This is a genomic window from Micromonospora sp. NBC_01655 (assembly GCF_026339755.1).
GTDB lineage: Bacteria > Actinomycetota > Actinomycetes > Mycobacteriales > Micromonosporaceae > Micromonospora.
The window spans coordinates 4,498,306-4,522,265 of sequence record NZ_JAPEQF010000001.1; the positions used below are offsets into that span (position 1 = coordinate 4,498,306).

Annotated in this window: 17 protein-coding genes and 1 pseudogene; 2 read left to right on the forward strand and 16 right to left on the reverse strand. The window is 71.1% G+C overall.

The window, feature by feature from the left end; genetic code table 11:
* Window positions 1–175: 175 nt before the first annotated feature.
* The 6 genes from OOK41_RS20475 to OOK41_RS20500 all read right to left on the reverse strand — a co-directional run bounded on the left by OOK41_RS20475 (window position 176) and on the right by OOK41_RS20500 (window position 7,398).
* Window positions 176–1,174: a prenyltransferase gene (locus OOK41_RS20475; protein WP_266266349.1), complete on the reverse strand. Its 999-nt coding sequence runs from the start codon at window positions 1,172–1,174 to the stop codon at window positions 176–178.
* A gap of 422 nt (window positions 1,175–1,596) precedes the next feature.
* Complete coding sequence (gene lspA / locus OOK41_RS20480; RefSeq protein ID WP_266266350.1) at window positions 1,597–2,094, reverse strand: signal peptidase II; 498 nt, start codon at window positions 2,092–2,094, stop codon at window positions 1,597–1,599.
* A 124-nt stretch (window positions 2,095–2,218) separates the two neighbouring features.
* A complete protein-coding gene (locus OOK41_RS20485; RefSeq protein ID WP_266266351.1) occupies window positions 2,219–3,328 on the reverse strand; it encodes a questin oxidase family protein in 1,110 nt (369 codons plus the stop codon).
* A 42-nt stretch (window positions 3,329–3,370) separates the two neighbouring features.
* A complete protein-coding gene (locus OOK41_RS20490) occupies window positions 3,371–4,324 on the reverse strand; it encodes an LLM class flavin-dependent oxidoreductase (protein ID WP_117667356.1) in 954 nt (317 codons plus the stop codon).
* 284 nt (window positions 4,325–4,608) lie between these two features.
* Window positions 4,609–6,042: an FAD-dependent monooxygenase gene (locus tag OOK41_RS20495; protein ID WP_266266352.1), complete on the reverse strand. Its 1,434-nt coding sequence runs from the start codon at window positions 6,040–6,042 to the stop codon at window positions 4,609–4,611.
* A gap of 663 nt (window positions 6,043–6,705) precedes the next feature.
* A complete protein-coding gene (locus tag OOK41_RS20500; RefSeq protein WP_266266353.1) occupies window positions 6,706–7,398 on the reverse strand; it encodes a response regulator transcription factor in 693 nt (230 codons plus the stop codon).
* A gap of 532 nt (window positions 7,399–7,930) precedes the next feature.
* Here OOK41_RS20500 and OOK41_RS20505 point away from each other — a divergent pair.
* Window positions 7,931–8,563 (forward strand): NAD(P)-dependent oxidoreductase, encoded by a 633-nt coding sequence (locus OOK41_RS20505; RefSeq protein ID WP_266266354.1) that lies wholly within the window; start codon window positions 7,931–7,933, stop codon window positions 8,561–8,563.
* 134 nt (window positions 8,564–8,697) lie between these two features.
* Here OOK41_RS20505 and OOK41_RS20510 read toward each other — a convergent pair whose 3' ends face one another.
* From OOK41_RS20510 to OOK41_RS20525, 4 genes and pseudogenes are all read right to left on the reverse strand, one after another.
* The gene (locus tag OOK41_RS20510) at window positions 8,698–11,151 is read right to left on the reverse strand and encodes a glycoside hydrolase family 65 protein (protein WP_266266355.1); all 2,454 of its coding nucleotides are present in this window, start codon (window positions 11,149–11,151) and stop codon (window positions 8,698–8,700) included.
* Between the two features lie 124 nt (window positions 11,152–11,275).
* Window positions 11,276–12,868, reverse strand: a complete 1,593-nt coding sequence (locus tag OOK41_RS20515) for a mucoidy inhibitor MuiA family protein (protein ID WP_266266356.1) — start codon at window positions 12,866–12,868, stop codon at window positions 11,276–11,278.
* A 76-nt stretch (window positions 12,869–12,944) separates the two neighbouring features.
* Window positions 12,945–13,241: a P1 family peptidase gene (locus tag OOK41_RS20520; RefSeq protein ID WP_266266357.1), complete on the reverse strand. Its 297-nt coding sequence runs from the start codon at window positions 13,239–13,241 to the stop codon at window positions 12,945–12,947.
* Window positions 13,242–13,293: 52 nt separating this feature from the next.
* Window positions 13,294–14,316, reverse strand: a pseudogene (locus OOK41_RS20525) (P1 family peptidase); the annotation flags it as partial.
* A 22-nt stretch (window positions 14,317–14,338) separates the two neighbouring features.
* Between OOK41_RS20525 and OOK41_RS20530 the strand changes: the two are divergent.
* Window positions 14,339–14,920, forward strand: a complete 582-nt coding sequence (locus OOK41_RS20530; RefSeq protein WP_117667746.1) for a pyridoxamine 5'-phosphate oxidase family protein — start codon at window positions 14,339–14,341, stop codon at window positions 14,918–14,920.
* A 120-nt stretch (window positions 14,921–15,040) separates the two neighbouring features.
* Here the strand turns inward: OOK41_RS20530 and OOK41_RS20535 are convergent, their stop codons facing one another.
* From OOK41_RS20535 to OOK41_RS20560, 6 genes are all read right to left on the reverse strand, one after another.
* Window positions 15,041–15,736, reverse strand: a complete 696-nt coding sequence (locus tag OOK41_RS20535) for a class I SAM-dependent methyltransferase (RefSeq protein WP_266266358.1) — start codon at window positions 15,734–15,736, stop codon at window positions 15,041–15,043.
* On the reverse strand, window positions 15,733–16,518 hold the full coding sequence (locus OOK41_RS20540) for an ABC transporter ATP-binding protein (RefSeq protein ID WP_266266359.1): 786 nt from the start codon (window positions 16,516–16,518) through the stop codon (window positions 15,733–15,735). Before OOK41_RS20540 ends, OOK41_RS20535 begins: the two co-directional genes overlap by 4 nt.
* Window positions 16,515–17,501 carry an ABC transporter substrate-binding protein gene (locus OOK41_RS20545; protein ID WP_266266360.1) on the reverse strand — a complete coding sequence of 329 codons (987 nt, stop codon included), beginning with the start codon at window positions 17,499–17,501 and terminating at the stop codon, window positions 16,515–16,517. The genes OOK41_RS20540 and OOK41_RS20545 overlap by 4 nt, the downstream gene beginning before the upstream one ends.
* Window positions 17,502–17,525: 24 nt before the next feature.
* Window positions 17,526–18,611: an iron ABC transporter permease gene (locus OOK41_RS20550; protein WP_266266361.1), complete on the reverse strand. Its 1,086-nt coding sequence runs from the start codon at window positions 18,609–18,611 to the stop codon at window positions 17,526–17,528.
* A gap of 337 nt (window positions 18,612–18,948) precedes the next feature.
* The gene (locus OOK41_RS20555) at window positions 18,949–19,707 is read right to left on the reverse strand and encodes a TOPRIM nucleotidyl transferase/hydrolase domain-containing protein (protein ID WP_266266363.1); all 759 of its coding nucleotides are present in this window, start codon (window positions 19,705–19,707) and stop codon (window positions 18,949–18,951) included.
* 294 nt (window positions 19,708–20,001) lie between these two features.
* Entirely contained in the window at window positions 20,002–23,955 is a 3,954-nt protein-coding gene (locus OOK41_RS20560) for a ThuA domain-containing protein (RefSeq protein WP_266266364.1), read from the reverse strand.
* Window positions 23,956–23,960 lie beyond the last annotated feature (5 nt).

Sequence of the window (23,960 nt, forward strand, 5' to 3'; positions counted from 1 at the left end):
GGTCTCTCTCCGTAAAGTCTCCATACACATCGGTCCGTACGACCACTATCGCTCCACAGTGGTCACCAGTAGAACCCGGTCAACCGCGCCGTCGTGCAGGGACCTGCGCCCACGCCCGGACCGGCCACCACCGTCGGGATGCCCCACGCCACCGACGTACCCCCGACCCACCCGATCACGCCACCGGACCCGCCCGCCGCTCGCCGTCGCGGCCAGGCTCCAGGAGGTGTCGGGGTTCCGCGCGGCGGGCCAACCACAGGCGGTGGGCGAACAGCACCCCGTAGCCGGCGAGGACCGCGCCGAGCACCGCCAGCGCACCGGTGTCGGCGGAACGGCGCGCCGCGTCCAGCAGCACGCCCAGCATCGCCGCCGCGACGATCAGGGACACGTGGTTCGAGGCCCAGAACACCACCGGTGTCATGCGCCCGGGTTCGAGGTCACGCATCGCGCCGCCACGGAGCTGCCTGACGAGCCAGGCCGACAGTGGGGCGGTGCCGGCCATCGCGGCCCAGACCAGCCACGGCACCCAGTCGAGCAGCGCGAAGACAGTGAGCGTCACGTACGCGACCAACTGCGCGCCGACGATCAGGTGCACCGCCGGCTGGTAACCGATGATGACAGGCAGCGTGCGCTTGCCGACCATCGCATCCGACCGGCGGTCGCCCAGGTTCATCACCATCATCCGGGCCACCTGGAGCACCGCGGTGGGCGCCAGCACGGCCAGCAGCAGCACCGGTACGGTGCCGGCTTGGAGCACCACCGCGACGGCGGGCCACAGACCGTTGAGGATCGCGGCGACGGTCAGCTCCCCCGCGCCTCGGTAGTTCAGCCGCACCGGCGGCGCCGTGTAGAACCAGGCCAGCACCACGGCCGCGGTGGCGAGCACGCGCGCCTGCCAGGACGGCATCACAGCCACCATCAGGATCGACGCGCTGAACAGGACGAACCCGGCGCCGAGCGACACCACGGGGGCGACCGACCCGTCCACGAGCGCCCGGCTGCCACCCGTCCACGGGGTGAAGTAGACGTTCGCCCGGTCCGCCTCCAGGTCGAAGTACTCGTTGCAGTAGTGCGTCATGACGTGGACCGTCCACGCGAACAGTTGCGCGACGACGTACCACGGGAGGTCGAGCGGGTAGCCCTGGTGTACCGACACCGCTACGGCGAGGCCCACCGGCAAAAGGTTGTACAGCAGGAAACGTAGTCGGGCCAGTCGGAGGAATCCCCGCCAGTTGGTTCCCTCCGGCCCGGCGGCGGGCCCGGCGGCAGATCGGCGAGGCCCTGGGCTCAACTGGGAATCCCGCACTGCGGCCATGAACTGGCGCCTCCCCCGTAGTCGGACCAGGACAACAACCTATGTCGCGGGGAACGGCACCGGACCCGATCTGTCGGAAAAGCAACTCCGGATCAGGACGAGCAGGGCGGGTGTTTCGATGCGCTGGCTACGCATGCTCGACCAGCCCGGGTTCGTCCCGCCCACCCGCTGACCACCCGCCACCGTCGCAGGGGACACCGGCCCGTCGCTGCCGCCGGAGGACTCGCCCGTCGTACGCGATCGTCCTGTCCAGCAGTGGGACGTCGCCTCCGACCGGAGTATCAGGAGTTGTCAGTGCGGACCTCGGCGGAAGCGGGCTGCCTGCCCAGCGGAATGCCGCGCGCGCTGAGCAGCATGGCGAGGCCGACGCCGACGACCAGGGCGATATCAGCGACGTTGCCGACAAAGAACCCGGCATAGTCGATGAAGTCCACGACGTGTCCGCGGGCGAATCCTGGCTCACGGAACAGGCGGTCCAGCAGATGCGTCGCCGCACCGCCGAGCACCATCCCCAACGCCACCGCCCAGGGACGCGAAGCGACCCGCCGCGCCACGACTGCCAGCACGACCACCGCCGCAGCCGCGACGATCGTGAAGACCCAGGTGTGCCCGGAGCCGATGGAGAAGGCGGCGCCGGGGTTGTGGACCAGCCGCAGTTGCAGCAGCTCACCGACGACGGGGACGGTCTGCCCGGCGGACAGCGAGGACTGGGCCCAGTACTTCGTCACCTGGTCAGACACGAGCACCACAGCAGCGATCATCACGACGGCGCGGAACACATCGGAACCCTAACCGGTCGCCCCGGCCGGGCGCCGGCCGGCGGTACCGCCTAAGGACCAGCGTTGGATCAGCACTCCGCAGCCGCACAGCAGCGACTCCGCAGGCCGTACGGCTCGCAGGACGTCACGGAATGAGGCCGAGTTCGGGGACCGGAATGCGCTCCTGGGCGGTCTGGACGGCGGCGGCGTAGCGGGGGTCGGGGCGCAGGCCGTTCTCGCGTAGGCACGCCTCGGTGAACTTGATGACGTGCTCGTCCTTGTGCTCCACGGCGCGGGCCACCAGTTCGTCGAAGGGTGGGACGTCGGCTTGCAGCGCGACCTCGCGCGCCGTGTCCTCGCCACGGGGATCGCCGGTGAAGGCGAGCAGGAGCGCTACATGGAGCTGCCAGACGGCGGCCACCGTGGGCAGGTGCATCTCTACCGGAAGGTACGGCAGGACGATCCGGACGGCGGCCGGAAGTGTCACACCGTGGAGCAGTGGGATGGGGTAGATGTCGGTGTGGGCGAGATAGATGCCGGCGAACTCGGCTGTCATCTCGCTCAGCAGGAGCTGGGGTCCCTCCGGAGCTACCGCCTGCAACGCTTCGTCATATCCGGAGAGCTCATCGATGCGGCGAAGCCGCTCCCTGGAAATCACCCTCGCCCGCGGCGGGAGCAGGGAATCCTCCAGTTGCTCGCGAGGAAGCGCCGCCACAGCCTGCGCCAGGCTGGCCCTCCCCCGAAAGCCCGCCTGCCCTGGAAGGCTGCGGTGACGGGCCGCCCAGTAGGCAAGCCCGCGCGCCAGCTCGGTAAGCTGCGCCCGACTCGGCTTCGGGGTGCCGGCCAGGCTGCGCACAGCGTGCGCCGTTCGGATCGCGCCGTGCGTGATGCCCGCCAGGAGGCCGGAGATGAGTCGCGGCCACCATCGGACGACCACGTCGCGCCAGGGAGCGTCGGCCAGTTCCCGGACGAATAGCTGCTCCCAGTCCCCGGCCCGGCCGAAATCGCCCAGCGCGGGACGCCAGGAGCCCTCGTCCGAGGCATTGATCGGCAAGTGGGGAGCGGGCCTGTCGTGGTGGGGTTTGGCGCGGTAGACCTGGACCCAGGCGCCGATCTGGTCACCGTGGCCGAGGGTGGCCAGCGTTTCGGTCGCCATCGGGCCGTGATTGACGAGTTCGTTGCGCTCGCCGCGCTCGTACCCCATGTCGTCCAGGCGTTCCAGCGCGTCGTTGACGGCATCGAAATAGGCAACCACAGGGACCTCCACTCCTCGGGTATCGGCGATATGTGGGCCCTGTCAGGCGAGCAGTGGACCGAGTTTCTCGGTGAAAAGCTCGATATTGCGGACCACCAGGTCGTCCGGCATCCCGCCGATGCTCGCCCAGAAGATGAGGTGCTCCACGGGCAGGTCCTTCGTGAGCGCCCTGATCCGCTCTGCGGCCTGGTCCGGGGTGAGGACCTCGAGCATCTTACGTAGCTCCTCGGAGGTGGGATCCGGCTCCAGCCACGGCAGCTTCGGCCGGTCGGTGCCCTCCGACCAGCCCTGCCGATAGGTGTTCTTCTGATGCGCCAGATGCGGCACGATCCGCGCCCAGGCGGCCTCGGGGTCATCCGCCAGCACAATTGGCAAGAGGCCCGCCACCCGCGCTTGGCTCGCGTCGTGTCCGGCTTCCTCGAGTCCGGCCAGGTAGTGCTCGAACATCGGAAGGGACACGTCGAGGTATCCCATTCCGAGCCGGCCCGCCATCCGCGCGCCGCGGGGGCGGTAGAACCCTCCCCATATCGGTACGGGATTCTGAATCGGCAGCGGGGTCACGACCTGTTCGCTCCAGAGCCGGCGCACCTCCGTGACGGCCTCCCCGGCACGCGTGACCTGGCGCTCGTACGAGACGTCGAAAAGCTCGAACTCCGGAATCCGGTATCCGGCGCCGATTCCGAGCTCCAGGCGGCCACCGCTGATCAGGTCGACGATCGCGGCTTCCTCGGCCAGTTGTGCGGGCTTGCGCAGCGCCGGTATGACCACCGAGGTGCCGATGCGCGCGTGCTTCGTGCGCGCCGCAGCCGCCGCCGCGAACGTGAGCGGCTGCGGGAGGTAGCCGTCCTCGAAGCGATGATGCTCGGTGAACCACAGGCCCCCGATGCCGAGCCGATCGGCTTCCTCACAGAACTCCAGCGTACGCGCATAGTGGTCGGCCCACGGCCTCTCCCATTGCGCCGGATTACGCAGATCGAAGAGGAGTCCGAGCTTCATTTCGTTCCTACCTTCCCTGGAGCGGCGCTCGACACAGAATTTCATCCAGAAAGACGTGGACTGGGCCGCCACGAGGCGACGAATCGCTTACAACAGCTTTCTCTGACCAAAACGCGACGTCAAGAGTTCCCATGCCAGGTCTCTGTGAGGGGTCTTCAAAATCGACGACAAATCAGCAGGTTAATCGCCCGTGGGGGCTGTACGAATGATGGCGGATCTACCGTTCAGGGGTGAGTCGCGAGAGGCCGACGGGGATCGTCGTCGCGCGGGAGCCGGGTGGGTTCTCACCGCGGCGCGGCGATCCAGCGGCGCAGCTCCGCCAGCGGTGGGCGGCGTTCCGGCCCGGCGGCGGCGATGTGGCCGTCCGGACGCACCAGCACGTGCCGCATCCCCTCCAGCGCGCTGTCGGTCACGGTGGCCGGCAGCACCCGTACGCGTGAGCCCAGGTCGGGACCGGGCCCACCGGTCAGGTCGAGCAGGACGAAGCGCCCCGGGCGCAGCGCCTCCGCGAGGGTGCGCGGACCCGCGCCGGTGTGCACCGTGCAGGGCGGCATCCGCGCCCCGGCCAGCGGGTGCTCCGGGTCGGCGGGATAGCGCACGTCGAGCCCGCTCACCATGGCAGCGAGGTGCGCCCGCACCACCGGATGGCCGAGCAGTTCACCGACGACCGCCCTGACCGGCTCCACCTCGGGGCCGCCGAAAAGCAGCAGCGCCTGCGCGGCGATGTTGGTCAGCGCCCGGGCACCTACCGCGTGCCGCTCCGCGTGGTAGGTGTCGAGCAGCTCGTCCGGGCCCCAGCCACGCACCTGCGCGGCCAGCTTCCATCCCAGGTTCGCGGCGTCCTGCAGGCCGAGGTTGAGCGCCTGGCCGCCCACCGGGAGCTGCCGGTGGGCGGCGTCCCCCGCCAGCAGGACCCGGCCCCGCCGGTACGCGGTCGCCTGCCGACAGGTGTCGTCGAAGGCGTTGACCCAGACCGGCCGCGCCCCGTCGAGCCCCTCCCCGGTCACCCGGCTCCACGCCGCGCGCACCTCGGCGAAGTCCGGGGCACCGGCCCGGGACGTCGGCGACCGGCCGAACTCGTGCACCATCACCCGGGTCACCCCGCTGGGCAGGCGGGCGGCGACCGCGAGGCCGCCCGGGAGCCGTTGGAACCGGCGGGGACCGATCTGTACCCCGGTGACGTCCGCCCGCAGGATCTCCCGGCGGGCGTCGGTGCCGGCCAGCTCGAATCCGGCCAGGGCCCGTACCATGCTCTGCTCACCGTCGCAGCCGACGAGGTAACGGGCCCGCAGTCGCGCGGGGCCGGCCGGGCCCCGGACGGTCACCGCCACCTGGTCGCCGAGGTCGGCGAGGTCGGTCACCTCCCGGCCGGGCAGCACCTCGGCGCCCAGACCGCAGGCCCACTCCCGCAGCAGTTCCTCGGTGCGGGCCTGCGGCACCTTCCACTGACCGGGGTACGGGGAGTCGGTCCCCCCGAGGTCCAGCGGCAGGCCGGCGAAGTGGCCCCGGGAGTCGTTGGGCGGCGTGCCGAGCCGCTCCAGCAGGCCACGCTGGTCGAACAGCTCCATGGTGCGGGCGTGCAGGGTCGACGCCCGGGACTCGGTGCTCGCCCCGGTACGTCGCTCCAGCACCGTCACTCCGACGCCGCCGAGCCGCAGTTCTCCGGCGAGCAGCAGGCCGACCGGGCCCCCGCCGACGACGATCACCTCGGTACGCATGTCCCTGTCCTCTCCTCCGGCGGCGGGCACCGCCGGGCGGTCGACGTCGGGCCTCGGCGTGCTGCCCGACCTGCCCGAGTGCGGCGCGACTGTTGGTGCTCAGCGCGTCACGGACGAACTCGGCGGGCCTCGGCGACGGGCCGGTACACCTGCTCGGCCGGCGCGGCGACATCGTGTTCCACCGCACGGCGGCTCACCGGCCAGCATCGGACCTGCCGGGACTGCTCCGACCGCCAATGACCTCGGCGTCCATGCGCACCGCCCTTTGTCGATTGCTCTCGCCCAGCCCGGCGACCGACAGCGTGTCGACAATTGATCCGATGGAGGGAAGCTCATTCATGCCTGAAAATCACACGATAGGCGGCCGCGCCTGCGGACAACAGGTGACGGCATGCAAAAAGTGTGCGGGCATTGTGAAAGATAAGTGTCAAGGACGAGGCCGGAGGCAGCTCGGGAAACGGGGCAGAATGACCGGAGAATTGACGGGCAGCCTGGTACCAGACGTCGGCCGGGCCCACGACCTACGGACCGGCGACCAAGCGTGCCGGATGGCGCGGATGCTCGCCGGTCGGAGGTGCGGGGCCGCCCGGCCGGTGGGCGCCCGGGGCAGCACACGACGCACACGCCTCCCCCACTCGTCAGCCCGCCGGGACCGGTGACCGCTCAGGACACGAGGGCGTGCGACTCGCCGAGGCCGAGCCGGAATCCGACGCCGCGGACGGTGACGATCCAGCCACCCGACCCGATCTTCTGACGCAACGTGCCGACGTGGGTGTCCAGCGTCCGACTGGCCCGCGAGGACCGGGCGACGGCGCCGCCGTCCTGCCAGACCCGCGCCATCAACTCCTCCCGGGTGAAGACCCGGTCGGGGTCGGAGGCGAGCAGATAGAGCAGGTCGAACTCCTTGCGGGTGAGCGGGACCAGGCACCGGCCCACGCTGACCTGCCGGATGGCCGGGTCGATCCGCAGGGCGCCGCGCTGTAGTGCGCCGGCGTCCCGCGCCGGGCTGGCGCGCCGCAGCAGCGCCTCCATCCGGGCGGACAGTTCACGCAGGCCGTACGGCTTGCCCATGCAGTCGTCCGCCCCGGCCTGCAGACCGAGCACCCGATCAGCCTCACCGCCGCCACTGGTGAAGGCGATGACGGGCGTGTCGCCCGCGGCGCGGATGTTCCGGCAGACGTCGAGCCCGTCGATGTCGGGCAGGTCGAGATCGAGCAAGACGAGGTCACTGCCGTCGAACGACGAGAGCGCCTCCCTGCCCGTGGGCACGGAGGTGACGCGATAGCCGAGTCGGCGTACGCAGCCGACCAGCCGCTCCGCCGCGAAACCGTCGTGCTCAACCGCAAGAACGTGCATTCGGATCTCCCGGATCTACGAGACGGCATACCGGCGGTCGGACCGGTCCCGTGGAACCGGGGCACTGACGCTCCGGGGCGACGAGCCGCTGCGCTCCTCGACCGCGGCCGACAGTCGGCGCGGAACGCTTGTCACTGGCCGCCTGGCAGCCATCTCCCCCGAGCCGCGTACCTCGGTCGCCCGGCCGACGGAGCCGTCCGGGACGGGCCGACAACACTCGGCAACTCCCATAAGAAAACCGATCGACCCGTTCGTCAACCGAACCGGTAATCACCTGAACACTCTTCGGAATGTCCGGATTCAACCGAAAGCGCGATACGTGGCATAGATCGAGGGGTATTTAGGTGCATAAATTGGACAGAGACGCCTGCCGGGCCCACCAAACCCCAAGGACGGTGACGTCGGTCACATAACACACCTCCTACGGCGACCGGCCTTCTCTGGGAAAGGGGCCCGCTCGCAAGCCCACCACGACCTGACCGGCCCGGATGCGACGCCGCCGCATCGGGACACTGCCGCCAGGAGGATCCCCATGCGACTGACCGTGTTCGGCGCGACCGGAGGGACCGGCGCGCTCCTCGTGGAGCAGGCCCTGGCCGCCGGTCACCAGGTGACCGCGGTCGCGCGCCGGGGCTGGCCCGGTCCGCCCCATCCGGACCTGCGGGTCGCCGTCGCGGACGTCCTCGACCCTGGATCGCTGCGGTCCGTGCTGGACGACGCCGACGCCGTGCTCTCCGCGCTGGGCTCCGCGAGGGCCAGCCGACCCACCCGGGTGTACTCGGCGGGCGCCAGCGCGATCCTGGCGACGATGCGGGACCTCGACATCCGGCGGGTGGTGGCCGTCACCGCACTGCCGATCGCCCCCGCCACCCAGCAGGACACGCTGCACCGCCGGTTGGTCGATCCCGTCCTGCACCGGTTCTTCGGGGGCGCCTACCAGGACATGCGGCGGATGGAGCTGATCCTGGCCGCCAGCGACCGCGACTGGACGGTCTTCCGTCCGCCGTACCTGCGCGACGGCCCGACCACTGGCACCTGCCGCGCCGCCGTCGAGGCGCCGCTGCCCCGGGCCTGGACGCTGCGCCGGGGCGACCTGGCCGCCGCCATGCTGTCAGCCCTCACCGATGACCGGCTCGTCCGGCACGCGGTGAACGTGGCCGCCTGACGGCGCGGGCCGAACGGCCCAGGAGCCCCCTGACCCAGCTCGGCCCGGGACAGCGCCGGTCCGACGGTGAGCGCCCGCTCCGGCGCGGTGGCGGCCGGCCAGGGAAAACCGATCGGTTCCAGGGGAAAAGGTGATCATCGCCCGATGCCGCGGTGCAGCGCGACGGTGATGGTGTCGCCGGGGGCAAGCATGACAGTCCGTTCTCGAACGGTCAGCGGTACGGGCTGGTCCGCCCCGGCGGCGGCGGAGATCTGCACCCGGTCGCGCTCGACGCGCAGAGTGATCAGCAGATTGCGGTACCGGATGACGCAACCGAGGTGGTCGAGTTCCTCAGGCAGCAGCGGATCGAGCCGGAGCACGTTGTCGCGGACCTCCAGGCCGGTGTAGCAGCGTTGCAGGATGTCCAGCGTGCCGGCGGTGGCGCCGAGGTGGATGCCCTCCCGCGTCGAGCTGTGCGCCGGGTCGGCGAGGTCGGTGCCGAGCGCGGTCTGCAGCATCTCGACGGACCGGCGGCGGTCGGTGCGGGCGAGCACCCAGGCGTGCGCGATCCGGCTCAGGGTGGATCCGTGAGTTGTGCGGGACAGGTAGTGCTCGACGGTGGCGGGGATCCGGGCCGGGTCGAAGTCGTAGCCGAGGCGGCGTACCAGCCCGGTGAGCTCGTCGGCACTGAAGAGGTACAGCAGCATCAGCACGTCGGCCTGCTTGGAGATCTTGTAGCGGTTCGGGTCGTCGCCCTCGGCCTGGAGCAGTGACCCCAGCAGCCGCAGGTCGCCGTACCGCCGCCGGTACCGGTCCCAGTCCAGCTCCGCCAGGTCGCCGTACCGTTCGAACTGGGCGAGGATCCCGTGGTCGAGGAAGACCAGCCGCAACCGGTGGCTGATGTGCGCCCACCGACGACGTTCGTCGTCATCGACGGCGACCTCCCGCCACGGCACCGCACCCGGTTGCCCGCGGGTGATCGCGTACGCCTCCTCGGCGCGCGCCAGCGCCCACGCGACCATCACGTTGATGTACGCACAGTTGTCCAACCCCAGGCCGGGGCGACCCGGGTAACCGTCGTGGTACTCGTCGGGTCCCAGCACGCCCCTGATGTCGTAGCGGTCGTCGGACGGGTCATAGGTGGCCAGACCGGCCCAGAACCGCGCCGTCTCGATCAGCAACTTGACGCCGCACCCCGCGAGGAACGACAGGTCGGCAGTCGTCTCCCAGTACCGCCACACGCAGTAGGCCACCGCCAGGTTGACGTGCTGCTGCCGGCCCGTGTAGTCGTCCAGCCACCTGCCGCTGACCGGGGAGGGTGACCGGCTGGGACTCTCGTCCCGACCGCTGCTGCCGCTCTGCCAGGGAAACAGGGCACCCACCATCCCGGCGGACTCCGCCGCACGCCGCGCCGCCGTCAACCTCCGGTGCCGGTACTCCAGCAGTGCCCGGGTCAGCTCCGGCAGCCGCAGGTTCAGGTACGGATAGACGAACAGCTCGTCCCAGAAGATGTGCCCGTGGTAGCCCTCGCCGTGCAGCCCTCGCGCGGGCACGCCCGCGTCCAGGGCGATCGTGTGCGGCGACAGGGTCTGCAGCAGGTGGAAGGTGTGCACCCGGATCGGGGCCTGCCACCGGTGCGACTCGCCGACATCGAGCCGGAACCGCTCCCACAACCGGTGCCAGGCTCCGGCGTGCTCGGCCAGCAACACGTCACACGTACCCGCGTACCGCAGTTCCTCCCGCGCGGCGGTCAGCGGCGCGTCGACCGCCCGATCCCGGCTGGAGAAGACAGCCACCGTCTTCTCCACCGACACCCGTCCTTCCGGCGCCACGTCGATGCCGAAGACGTGACCGACGGCGTCCGGCCCGGGAGCCGTGACCCGGGAGGTGTGTGCCGCGGGGGCACCGGCAACGCCGACCCGGGTACGGGCGACGACCGCGACGCGCTGCCGTGAGCTGGTCGTCACCGCGGTCAGCCACACCGTCTCCGGATCGTCCTTCCCGCTGGCGACCTCGGTGAGATGTCGACCGCAGGTTCCGGCCTCCGCTGCCGCGTTCGAGTTGACCACCCCGCCGTCGACGGCTGACCTGATCTCCAACCGGCCCGACCAGTTCTCGGGGATGAGGATCGTCTCCAACATCGCCAGATGCGGGTTCGCCATTGACACGAGGCGCCGCTGCCGAATCCTGGTCCGCCGTTGCTGGCGGTCGACCGCCAGCAGTTCCCGCAGGTAGATCCCGTTGCGTAGATCCAGCACACGGTGCTCGTGCACCCGCCGCCCCTGGCCAGGGGCGAACCAGTCGCCGCCGGCCGGGCGGTACGTCAGGGGCAGCCAGTTCGGCAGGTTGACGATGCTGTCCTCGCCGTCTGCCCGGCCTGGGTCGGACAGCCGATTATGGAAGCCGGCCAGGTAGGTGCCCGGGTAGTGGACGCCGTCGGACGTTGCCTCCGGCGGCGCCCCCCGGGTCGTCAGGTACCCGTTGCCCAAGGTCAGCATCGTCTCCCGCGTCGCCTCACCCGCTGGGTCGCCGTCGAGGTAGGTCAGCATCCAGCCGTCGGGCAGGTCCCCGGCGCACAACTCACAACCCGGGTCCACCCCCACGGGCACCCACTCTCCCTGCGCTGTCATCCTCGGGCCGGGCCTGTTTAGCCCGTCCTGGCCCCGACAAACCCGCAGCACGAATTTGATGTGCGTCACTCGCGGACGACGCTCGCCGGCCCGCACGGGCCGGTCACTCCCGCCAGCCGGCCAGATCGACTCCCTTGGCGAGTTCGACCCGGAAGCCCATGGTGATCTCGTCGCTCTCCCCCGGCCCGAGCCGCAGCCGCCAGGTCAGCTCGCCCAGCTCGGTCCGCTCGGCCGGCGGCGGGGCGAGGCTGGGTTCCCGTACCACCACCGCCTCGTCGCGGGACACCGGAAGCTGGTCGCGTACCTCCACGGTCGCCGGCCGGGGCGTGTGGTTGGCCACGCTGATCCGGTACTCCACGTCCCGCCGCCGGGTCGAGCCGAGCGCGGCCCGGGTGTCGGCGCGCCGGCTGAGTTTCCGTTCCACCCGTACCCGGTCGTCCACCCCGAGCGCCAGTTCGGTCTCCTCACCGGGGGCCCACGTCGGCAGCCGGGTGGCCGCGACGAAGTCGGCACCGTGGAAGACCGCCGCCGGGCCGGGGAGCAGGGTGTGTGCCGAGGTGTTGCGGACCGTCGCGCGCAGGTGCGCCTCGGCCGCGCGGACCGGCACGGTCACATGGTCCAGCCGGGCCGGCAGGTCCAGCACGGCGATGGTGGCCCGGTACGCGCTGCCGTCCGCCGGGACCGCGACCGGGCGGGCCGGCCGGTAGGTGGCCGCGGTGACCCCCTGCTCGACGACGGCCACGCTCTCCCGCATTCTGGGGCGCGGCGGGGCGGACCGGGCCACCGCGTCGCCCGCGCCGGCCGGTGCCGCCCCGGGCGCCGGGGGTGCCGGCACCGCGCCGAAACTCGCCGCCGGCATGGCCGGCCGCGGTGCCGGCCGGATCCGGTCGAGATACCAGGGCGACAGTTCGGGTACGCCCGCCGCGGCCGCCGGTCGGGCGGTCGAGAGCTGGAGCACGCACTCCGGCCAGTCCTCGCCGGTGTCCTGGCTGACCAGGCCGAACCAGGTGACGGTCATGGTGTCGTCGACCAGCCGCAGGTCGTAGGAGGGCTGCCAGCGGGCCCCGTCGACCAGGTAGGTCAGCTCCAGGTCCAGTTCGGCGTCGTCGACGTCCACCGACACGGTCACCTCGGCGGCCAGCCGGTCCGGTTCCCGCTTGCCGTTCGCGGCGCCCAGCTCCCGCTCGACAGCCGCCAGTTCCTCGGTCAGATCGGTGCGCTGCCGGGCCAACCCGCGCCGGCGGCCGTGGGAGTCGGCAAGCTGGCCGGCCACCGAGTCGGCGAAGGTGGCCACGTCGGCCGGGCCGGCGTCACCGGAGGCCAGCGCTCGGGCGTACGTGCCGCCGGCCCGCTCGGCCAGCCGGGCGAGGAACTGCCCCCGCTGTGCCTCGATCTCGTACGTGTCGTCGACCCCGGCCAGCTCGTCGGCCAGCTCCCGGCTCCGCCGCTCCAGTTCGCGGACCTGTCCGTCGGTGCTGCGGGCCTGCCGCCACGTCGTCACCTCCACACCGAGCACGGTGGCCGCGCCCCCGCCGCCGACCCGCAGCGAGTCCCGCCGCAGGCCCAGCGGCAACGGTGCGATACGTACCCGGTGCTCACCGGCGGCCAACCGGGTACTGCCCCGACGGGTGACCCGGGCACGGTCCGGATAGACGGTGACACCGACGACGGGTGCTTCGATCTCCACTGCGTTCACGGCGGCGAGGATAGTCGGACCGTGCTCGTTGCCCCGGCGACCCCGGAGCGGTGGCACGAGGGACCGGCCTCTGGTGTCACCCGCCCCAGCACGCACCAGGTCGCAGGCCCGGTCCCGCGCCGGTGGGCAGCCGACCGGCGGTGACGAGCCGCCGGAGCACCTGCTGGTGCGGGACGGCATGCCGCACCCTGCCCCGGACACCGGTGGTGGTCACGGCCGTGAACATCGAGTTGAGCAGGGCTTCCTCGACCGAGTCCATGACGGCGGCGAAGATCGGATCGAGCATCCCGTCGGGTAGCGGCTGCTGCGGTCGCGGTGTCGTGGTGAAGGCGATCGCGTAGTCGCCGCTGCCGTTGCTGTACGCCGCGCCCACCCGGGGACATGGCGAACACGGCCCGGCGGGCGAGCCGGCCGAGCTGGCGGGCGTCCACCGGCGCGTCGGTAGCCACGATGATCATGCATGAGTTGCCGGGCGGCTCCTCCCGGTCGCACCGCGGCAGCAGCTCGGCGGCGGGCATCGAGACTCCCAGCACGGTGAGGACGCCACTGAAGTTCGACTGGACGAGAGCCCCGACGGTACAGGAGGAGCCCTCGACGCCGACCCGCCGCGACGAGGTGCCGATGCCGGCCTTGAAACCCAGCGCCGCCGTGCCGGTGCCCGCACCGACGCATCCCTCCGCCGGCAGACCGGCCGAGGCGTGCCGGACGGCGTCGAGCACGTGCTCCTCGGTCACCGGGCGACGGCGGATGTCGGACAGGTGGGCATCGTTGGTCTCCCCCACCAGCGGGTTGAACGACACCCCGGCCGGATCCCGGTCCATCAGATAGGTGAGCAGGGCGTCCGCGGCGCGGAAGACCGACAGGGTCGCGGTCAGCACGATCGGTGACTCCAGGACGCCGAGTTCGGCCACCTGCGTCGAGCCGACGAGCTTGCCGTACCCGTTGCCGACGTACACGGCGGCCGGAAGCGCCCGGCACCCGACGCCGAGCTGACGAGGTACGACGGCGGTGACGCCGGTATGCAGGTCGGCACCGTCATCGATGGTGGTGTGACCGACCAGGACGTCGGCCACGTCGGTGATGGCGTTGAGCGGGCCGGTCGGCAGCGTACCGACGGCGATGCCGAGTTCCCGGGTCCGGCGTGGTTTCTGGTCCACCGCACTCCTGTCGTCGTGGTCAGCCCGCACCGGCACCCCAGCCCGTCGGCCCGGGAGATCGCCCGGGAGTGCCCACCATCCAGTTCGGCGGGCACTTTCCTGTCCACCGACCGACACGACGTCCGTCCTTGCGGAATGACCGAGGGCAATACCGCAATGGCAATCAGCAATATAGACGTGGAACCCGCACGGTGCCGATACTTGCCAGGTAGTGATCGGGCTACACCCGGTGACGCGGGAGATCGCGGCCGTCGTCGCGGGTGAGCACCATGACGGAGCGGGTGCCAGCATCCGCTTCTGGGAAGGGGCAGCTGTGGACTACGCGGAGATCGTGCATCTGGTGAACACCGACCCGGTGGCACAGACGCTGTTGGAGTCGCCGGTCGCGATGCGGCTCGGGTATGTGGGACTGGACGGCCACCCGCGCACCGTACCCGTCGCCTACCTGTGGAACGGCAAGGCGTTCGTCTTCGCCAGTCCGACGACCGCCTACAAGGTCAGGGCGATCGCGGCGCACCCGCAGGTGTCCTTCAGCGTCGACACGTACTCGGCCGAGGTGCGCAGGAAGGTGGCGGCGAAGCTGGGTGCGGATCCGGTCGCCGACTACACGCCGGTTGTCATGCTGGTACGCGGCACGGCGTCGATCGAGCTTCGGCCGGGGGTCCCGGACGAGCACGTCCAGGCGTCCTGGCGGATGTTCGCGGACAAGAGCCTGGCGCCGGGGTGGGAGAGCCAGAAGCGTGCGCACACGACGGACATGGTGGTGGTCACGATCGTCCCGACCCACATCACGCTCTGCGACTTCGTGACGCGCTTCCCGCCGCCGGTCGAGATCAACGCCCCCGCCCACAACCCCGCCCACGGGAGCGGCAGCTCGGCGGTTCCGGTCAACTGACCGGGTTCTGAGCCCAACAGCTTCAGCCCGGCGGCGCGAAGGCTGACGCGGTGGCGCCGGGATGGCTACCCGAGCGCAGCGGACGACCGACAGCGAGGCGAGCGGACCTGTGGCGCGGCCCTACCGCTGGCCGGTGACGAGGAACTGCATCTGGTGCTCGTGGTTCGGGGCCACCCCGAAGCGCCGGTCCAGCTCGAAGATCGACGCCAGGGGGGTGACCGTGACCTGCGCCAGACCCGCACCTTCCAGGACCGCCACGGTCTGGTCGATGGACTGGGCGGTGGCCAGGGGCAGCACGGCCTGCACCTGGTGGTCGTAGTGGTCGGCGAAGTTCTCGGCGGCGTTGTCGAGGCCGTTGGGGAACCAGGTGCTGTCCACGACGGCGACCGTGCCGCCCGGACGCAGCAGGCGGACCCAGTTCGCCACGGCGACCTCGGGTTCGCGCAGGGTCCACATCAGGTACCGGCTGGTGACCGCGTCGAAGCTGCCGGCCGGAAAGTCGGGGTGAACGGCGTCGCCGTGCTGGATGACCGGACCGTTCGCCATGGCCGCAGCGTGTTGCCGGGCCCGCTCCAGCATCCCCTCGGCGAGGTCGATGCCGGTGACGCGGTGGCCGAGGCCGGCCAGGAGCACCGCGGCCTGCCCGGTGCCGGTGCCGACGTCGAGCACGTCCAGCGGGCCCGCCGGCAGCGCCTGCGCCCAGACCGCGGACCAGGCCTGCTGGTCGGCGGCGAAACGGTCGGGACGCTGGACGTACTCGTCGTAGCTCGGCGCGCGGCCGGTCCAGTACGCGTTGATGCGGTGCTGCACCGTCATGCGGCGGTCCTCTCGTCGGTGGTCTGGTCGATCGGTTGGAACAGCAGGTGGATGGCGCCGTCGAGATCCAGGCGTCGGATCCCGATGCCGTAGACGGGCATGAGGACCGTCGGGTCCAGCACCTCGCCGGTGGGGCCGGCGGCGACGACCCCGCCCCGCCCCAGCAGCACCAGGTCGTCGCAGTAGCGGGCGGCGAGGTTGAGGTCGTGCAGCACGACGATGGAGCAGGTGCCCAGGTCGCGTACGAGCTGGAGGATCTCGTGCTGGTATCGGATGTCCAGGTGGTTGGTGGGCTCGTCGAGCAACAGGTGGGTGGCCTGCTGGGCAAGGGCGCGGGCGATCAGTACCCGCTGGCGTTCCCCGCCGGAGAGCTGGGCGAAGGGCCGCGCGCCCAGGTGGGCGGCGCCGACCCGGGTCAGGCACCGGGCTGCGATCTCGTGGTCGGCCCGCCCCGCGCGCTGGAAGGTCGACAGGTGCGGTCCCCGGCCCAGCAGCACCAGCTCCGCCACGGACAGGGCGGTCTCCCCGCCGCTCTCCTGCACCACCACGGCCAGCCGCCGCGCGGCATCCCGCGCCGGCAGGGCGGACAGTTCGTCGCCGTCCACGACGACCTGTCCGGTGCCGCCGCGCAGGGCGCCGTAGAGCAGCCGCAGCAGGGTGGTCTTGCCGCTGCCGTTCGGGCCGATCAACCCGAGGACCCGGCCCGGCCGTGCGGTGACGTCGACCCCGTCGATCACGAGGTTCGCCCCGTAGCGCCAGGTGACCCCGGTCGCCTGGATCACGCGCCGGCCTTGAAGCGTCGCACGATCCGCTCAAGGCCGTCGATCGACAGCGGGGTCGGCGGCTCGGTGAAGTTGAACAGCTGGGTCATGACGTCGCCGTTGCGGACGGCGTCGAGGTTCTCCGCCCCGGGGAGGCCGGTCAGCCCCTGCTCGACGGCCTTGGGGTCGCCGTCGCCGTGGAGCAGGATCAGCACGTCGGGGTTGCGGCCGAGCAGTTCCTCCACGGTGACCTCGAAGACCCGTTCCTTGACGTCGCCGAAGACGTTGCGGAAGCCGGCAGCCTCCAACTGGGGGTGCGCCATGCTGGCCGCCCCGTAGGCGTAGGTGACGCCGCCACCGACCGTCGGATACAGCACCGCCGCCGTGCGCCCGGACGCCGGATCCTCCTGGGCCTGGATCTTGGTCATCCGCTCCCGCAGAGCGGTGACCGCGGTGGCGGCCTCGGCTTCGCGGCCGAACACCCTGCCGTAGGTCCGCAGTTGGGAGTAGATGTCGTCGAAGTTCGGCACGGCCGCGCTGGCCGGGCACATCGCGGGCTCCTCCAGCAGGGGGATGTTCACTGCCGAGAGGGTGTCGCGGGACAGGTTGTCCACCTCGCCGAGCACCAGGTCCGGCTGTTGGCTGATCACCACCTCCTTGGAGATCTGCAGGTGGCCGCTGGTGTCGGTCCGGTCGGTCAGCAGCGGGATCCGATCCAGTTCGGTGCGGGTCGCCGCGTCGTAGTACTCCTTCGGGTACTGCCCGGCCCGGGCGGTGACCCGATCCATCAGCCCCAGGGCGTGCAGGTACGGCACGGCCGCGCTCTTGAGCAGGACGACCCGCTGCGGCGCGGCGTCGAAGGTCACGTCCACGCCGCAGTTGGTGACGGTGAACGGGTAACCCTCGTCCGCGGCCGTCGGCGCGTCACCGGCGCCGCCGCAGGCGGCGACGAGCAGCACGGTGGCGGACGCGGCGGCGGCGACGGCCAGGCGGATCGCCTTCATGTTTCTCCTCGACGGGTCGGGCGCTCAGGCGCCGGTGGCGTGCAGACGACGGATCAGGATCACCAGGAACGGCGCGCCGAGCAGGGAGGTGATGATGCCGATCGGGATTTCCTGCGGGGCCAGCAGGATCCGGGCGAGCACGTCGGCCCAGACCAGGAGGATGGCCCCGAGCAGCGCGGCAACCGGCACCACCCGCACGTGCGGGGCCCCGACGATGCGTCGGGCCAGGTGGGGGACGACGAGCCCGACGAAGCCGATGCTGCCGGCTGCGGAGACCAGCACGCCGACGCTCAGCGAGACCACCACGAGCAGCCGCATCCGAAACCGGTCGGGCGACACTCCCAGGGTCTGTGCGGTCTCGTCGCCGATCGCCAGCACGTCGAGTCGCCGCCCGGCGACGGTCAGGTAGAGGATCGCGCCGCCCAGCACGACCGCGGCCACCACGAGCAGGGCGTTCCAGCGGGCCAGTCCGAGGGACCCGAGGAGCCAGAACATCACCGAGCGGGAGCCCTCGGCGGATCCGGAGGCGAAGATCAGGAAGCTGGTGGTGGCGTACAGGGCGTACCCGACCGCGACGCCGGCCAGGAGCAGCCGGATCGAGGTCACCCGGCCGCCGCTACGCGCGATCAGGAAGACCAGCAGCGACGCCGCGAGCGCGCCGAGGAAGGCACTGGCGGACAGGGCGTACTGCCCGAAGCCGGCGCCGGCCCCGAACAGGATCGCGGCGGCGGCGCCGCTGGAGGCCCCGGAGTTGATGCCCAGCAGGTACGGGTCGGCCAGCACGTTACGCACCATGGCCTGCAACGCCACCCCGCACACCGCCAGTCCGGCACCGACGAGCATGCCGAGCAGCACCCGGGGCAGCCGGACCTGCCAGACGATGGCCTCCTGCGGCAGGGTCCAGGTCACCTCGCCGGGCACCCCGACGAGCTGATGACCGATGATCCGGGCCACGGTCGTCGGGGCGATCCCGATCGCGCCGGACCCCACCGCGACCACCCCGGTCAGGACCAGCCCGACCGTCAGCGCGAGCAGCCAGAGCCCGGTCCGGCGTCGCTGAGCCGCGACGCCGAGCAGGTCCTGCTGGCCCTTCAGCAGGGCGGTCGCCATCGCCACTCCCCCAGATGCCTCATCCTGGCTCTTGCAAAGACTTGGCAAAAGCTACCACCAAGATCAAAGGAGGCGGAAGACGAGTGAGTCGTTGTTCACCCGCGCCACGCCCGGTCGACTCCCGACGGAAAGAGGCGCCAAGGCAAGATCGGCCGCGGGTCCCACGAGCAGGACACCGGGCGGAAGAGGGGTACCGAGCCCGGTGACGCCCACACCCGGAACTGGCGCCGGTCATGGCGGTGCGGCGGGGCGCTGAACCTACGTCACGACCCGGCTGCGCTGCCCGCCGCCGAGGGCGGCGAGGACGACCAGCCGGATCCGCAGAATCTGCGGCAGATCATGTGCGTTCCCGGGCGGCGGGCCCGGCCTGGGTGGACTGCGCGACGGGCTGCCTGTCGTGCCGCTGGTCGAGGGCCTGACCTTCGGTGGGTCGAACGGCGGCGAGCAGCGCGTCGAGCGGCCGAGGCAGGGCATCCCGGCCGACTGCCGCCGCGACGAGCAGCCGCGCGTAGCGCAGCTTGCGGCGCGAGCCGCTGCCCAGGAACCGCCGCATCTGCGCTTCGGGCTCCCGGCCGCGCCAGGCGGGCTGGCTCTGGAACGAGCGGAACGACCCGAGGTCGCCCTGCGAGTCGAAGAGTGCTTCGACCCCTGCGGTGCCCACGGCGCGGATCAGCTCGTCCTCCAGATCGTCGGCGCAGACGTAGAACCCGAGGTGCTCCATGTCGGTGCGCGTGCGGGGCGCGCCGACCTGGGTCGCGACCAGTCCGCGCCGGAATATCTCCTCCTCGTGCAGGTCGCACAGGCCGGCAAGTCGCACCCCGGTGCCCAGCGGGACCAGCCTCGTCAGGAAACGGCCGATCGCGTGCGCCCCGCCGATCGGCACGATCACGACCCGCTCCGCATCGAGATCCCGGCCGCGACCCACCGCGGCCGTCTCCAGCGCGATCTGGTCACTGATGCCCTCGACCAGCACCACCGCCTCAGCGTTGTCGACCTTCGCCAGGCCGCGGGCCGTCGCCAGGGTCGGGGCGGCAGGGCCGCTCACGTACCCGTCGAGCGCCCTGCGGGCAAGCTCACGACGATTGGTGACATCCATGGTGGTTTCCCGATCCGGTCGTGATGGCAGGGACCGCTGGCACATTCACCCAGCGCCTGAGGGCTGTCCCCGCGGCCGGGCACGGGCCCGTACGCAGCGATCACAGGCAGCGGACGGCCGCAATCATCGGCGCGCGCAAGGCGGCCGACAAGCGATTAACGGCCCGCGCCCGCGGGCCACGGATCCGGTGCCAACCGGGTCGCGCGGCCGGCCGCGCGCCAGGCGGGGGCCGGCCCCGGTTCCCCCCGGTGCGCCGGGTACGCGAGCGAACTCCCGTACCCGGCGCTCGATCGGTCAGAGCGGTCGGACCCGGATGTCCCGCACGTCCATCACGTCGTTGGTGCCGTGGTTCTGCAACCCGATGAACCCGCTGGTGAACTGGCGCAGGTCGGTCGAGGGGTCACCGGCCCGGGACGACTTCTTGCCCGGCACGTTGTCGAACACGTTCAGCGTGACCCCGTTCCGGATGATCGTGTAGCGCTGCCCGACCACCCGGATCTCGTAGTCGTTCCACTGGCCCTTCGGGGTCGCCCCAGACTGGTCCAGCGTCAACGGCTGGAAGTTGTACACCGAACCGGTCTTCTGCGTCTCGCCGGTCTCCCCGTCGTAGAGCTGGATCTCGTGGCCGCAGTAGATCGCCACCCAGGCCTGGGAGGTGCGGGCCGAGCCCGTGGTGGCGCAACTGTCCGGCGGGCGTTGCTCCAGCGGGGTCCGGGGGTCCGGGAACCGGACGAAGACGCCGCTGTTGGCCCGTACCGTGCCGGGCGAGGAGTCCCGGAACTTCAGTTTGATCGAGTAGTCGGCGAACTCCTGGCCGGCGTACCAGAGCATGCCCAGTCCCCCGACGCTGCGGATGGTGCCGTCGGGGTTCAGCGCGAACGACCCGCCGGGCGCCTGCCGCCAGTCCGCGAGCGAGTACGCCGTCCCGTCGAAGATGGGTTGGTAGCCGGGGGTACGTCCGATCGGGGACGCGGCCCCGGCGGCCCGCAGCGCGGTGGCCTCCTCGTTGTTGATCACGCGGGTCTTGATCAGGTGGTCGATCACCTCGTCCAGGTGGCTGAGGAACGACCCCTGGTTGGGCCAGCTCCGCTCGTCGTCGACGAGGTCGTTGACGGTGCAGTTGCCGTTGGCCTTCCGGTTGGTCAGGCCGGTGTCGGTGTCGAGCAGCCAGACCGTGCTGCGGCTGTCCGGCGCGACGCAGCCGGTGCTGACGCCGACGGTGCTGGTGGCGGTCGTACCGTCGGCGTAGGTGACCTTCACCGTGGCCTGGTACGAGCCGTGCGTGCGGTAGGTGTGTGTCGGGTGCGGCTGGGTGGAGCTCTTCGTGCCGTCACCGAAGTCCCACTCCCAGGCGATGCCGCCGACCCGGGCGCTGGAGAAGGAGACCGTCCGGTAGTTGTCGGTGCCGGTCACCTGCACGGCGGCGCGGCTCGGACCCGGGGTGGGCTCCCCGCCCTGGTAGGTGATCCGGATCAGCTTCTGGTTGCCGTGCAGGCTGAAGAAGCCGCCGGCGTAGTCGAGCATGTAGAGCGCGCCGTCCGGGCCGAACTTGGCGTCCATCCAGGACTGGAGCTGGGTGCCCCCGCTGCCGCCCGGGATGATCGCCCGCAGGTCCTCGGCGAAGGCCGGGGCGCCCTGCTCGGGCACCTTGCCCGGGTCGACGGTGACCGCGATCCGGTTGTTGGAGTTCGACTGGTCACCGATGAACCACTTGTTGTTCCAGTACGCCGGCCAGGCCACGCCGCTGTCGGTGTCGACCTTGGACCGGTGGTAGGTCGGGCCGTCCATCACGGCCTGCCCGCCACCACGCAGGTACGGCCGGGTGAAGGTCTCCTCCCCGAGCACGTACGAGGGCAGTCCGCTGCCGTCGGTCCGGGTCGGGTAGACCGGGCCACCGCCCTGCGGCGAGTACCAGATCATGTTGTCCCGGGCCGGCGGGATGTTCACCAGACCCGTGTTGCGCGGCGAGGTGTTCTTCAGGTTGTCGCAGTCGTACCAGCCGGTCAGCACGCTCGCGTCGGTGCTGCTCCGGTCACGGTAGGGCTGCTTGTCACCCATGCAGTACGGCCAGCCCTGGTTCCCGGCCGAGGTGATGATGGTGGCCGTCTCGTACTTCGCCGGGCCCAGTTCCGGGCTCGGCGCGGCGGCGTCGGGTCCGACCCAGGCGGCGGTCAGCCAGTTGTTGACCGGGTCCCAGTTGAGCCGGGCGATGTTCCGTACGCCCATCACGTAGATCTCCGGGCGGGTCTTGCCGCCGCCCTCCTCCTGGCCGGTGAAGAGGTTCCCCTCCGGGACGGTGTAGGTGCCGTCGTCCTTCGGACGGATCCGCAGGATCTTGCCGTTGAGGTCGTTCGTGTTGCCCGAGGTGCGGCGGGCGTCCTGGAAGGAGGTGCCGGCGTACTCCTGGGTCCAGTTGTTGCCGGAGTAGCCGTCGGAGCCCTGGGAGGAGTTGCTGTCGCCGCTGCCGATGTAGAGGTTGCCCTCGTTGTCGAAGGTCATCCCGCCGCCCGCGTGGCAGCAGCTGTGGATCTGGGTGTCCCAGCTCAGCAGGTCCTTGCGGGTGTTCTGGTCGATCGAGTCGGCCTGCTTGTCGTAGGTGAACCGGGAGACGGTCCGCTTGCCGATCCGCTTCTCCCGGTCGATCGAGGAGTGCGGCATCCAGTACGCGTACACCCAGCCGTTGTCGGCGAAGTCCGGGTCGAGGGTGAGGCCGAGCAGGCCCTCCTCGTTCTTCACGAGTTCGCTGCCGCTGCCCCGGTTGCCCATCACCTCAAGGGTGGTGAGCAGTTTGACCCGCTTGGTCGTCGGGTCCCAGCGGTGGATCGTGCCGCAGCCCAGACCGACCTTCGGGTTGTTCCAGTCGGCGATCGGGCCGGACGGGCAGGCCGCCTTGCCGACGTAGAAGACCGAGCCGTCCCCGGCGACGGTCAGGCCGTGCGGCTCGCCGATCTGGTCGAGCTGCCCGGACTGGTTCGTGGTGGTGAGCCGCTCGACCCGGTAGTTGGCCGCGATGGTCGCCTGACAGTCGGCGCGGACCGTGCCGGCGGTCCACTGGATCGCGCCGAGCAGGTGGTTGCGGAACTGGGTGTCCTTCGTCCAGCTCTCCTCGGTGCGGCCCATGCCGGTGTAGAAGGACCGGCCGCCGTCGTAGTCGCGGCACCAGGAGATCGGGTGGAACGGACCGTTGCCGGCGAGTCCGGCGTCGTAGCTGGTCTCGTCCACCTGCGCGACGGTGTGCACCCGGCCCACCGGGCTCGGGTCCCAGTTGATCCACTGGTCGGAGCGGGTCCAGGTGAGCGGCATGCCCTTGTTGGCCGGGTGCTGGCGGTCCGTGAGGGCCACCTTCGCCGCCTGCGCCTTCGTCTCCGGGGCCGGGGCGGCGTCGGCGCCGATCAGCCAGAGTTCGGCCAGTTGGGTGAGCGGATCACCGTTGTTGGCGGTGATGTTCAGCCGGTAGTGCAGGTACGCCTGGGTGTTGTCGACCGTGTACTGCTTGGTCTGGAAGCGCTGCGGGAAGCTCTGCCCGGTACGCCGGTCCAGGTCGGTCCAGGTCTGCCCGTCGGCGGAGCCCTGCAGGGTCCAGTCCTTCGGGTCCCGGCCCGCGGAGTCGTCGGCCGAGGAGAGGGCGTACCGGTTGACCACGGTCGGCTCGGCGAGCTTGCCGGCCAGCCAGCCGGTAGGCGTCCGGGTCAGCCACTTCGTTCTGGTCGTACCGTCGAAGGCGTGCCGCTCGGTCTCGTTCGGCGGGTTGCTGCCGTTGGCGGTCGCCGCCACCACCTTCTCGGCGGCGGGCAGGCTGGGCGCCGGCCGGGTGCCGATCAGGCCGGTGAACCACTCCGAGCCCGGCTGGGCGTACGCGGCGTCGTGGACGCCGACGAAGCCGCCGCCGCCCTTGACGTACGCCTGGAACGCCGCCTCCTGGTTGTCGTCGAGCGTCACCCCGTTGGCGGAGAGGAAGACGACGCTGCGGTACTTGGCCAGGTTGTCCGCGGTGAAGACACCCGGGTCGTCGGACGAGTGGACGTAGAAGCCGTGGTCGCTGCCGAGCTTGCGGATGATGTTGGTGGCCCGGTTGACCGGGTCCTCCTGGTTGGCCGCCGGTCCGTGGAAGACCAGCACGTTGACCGCCTGGCCGCCCCAGGTCGGGGCTGCCGCGTTGGCGGGCTCGGTCGCGGCCGGTGCCACGGTGAGCAGGCCGGCGGTGAGCACGGCGGCGGAGGTCACGGCGAGCGCGCGTCGGGCGGACAAGGCCA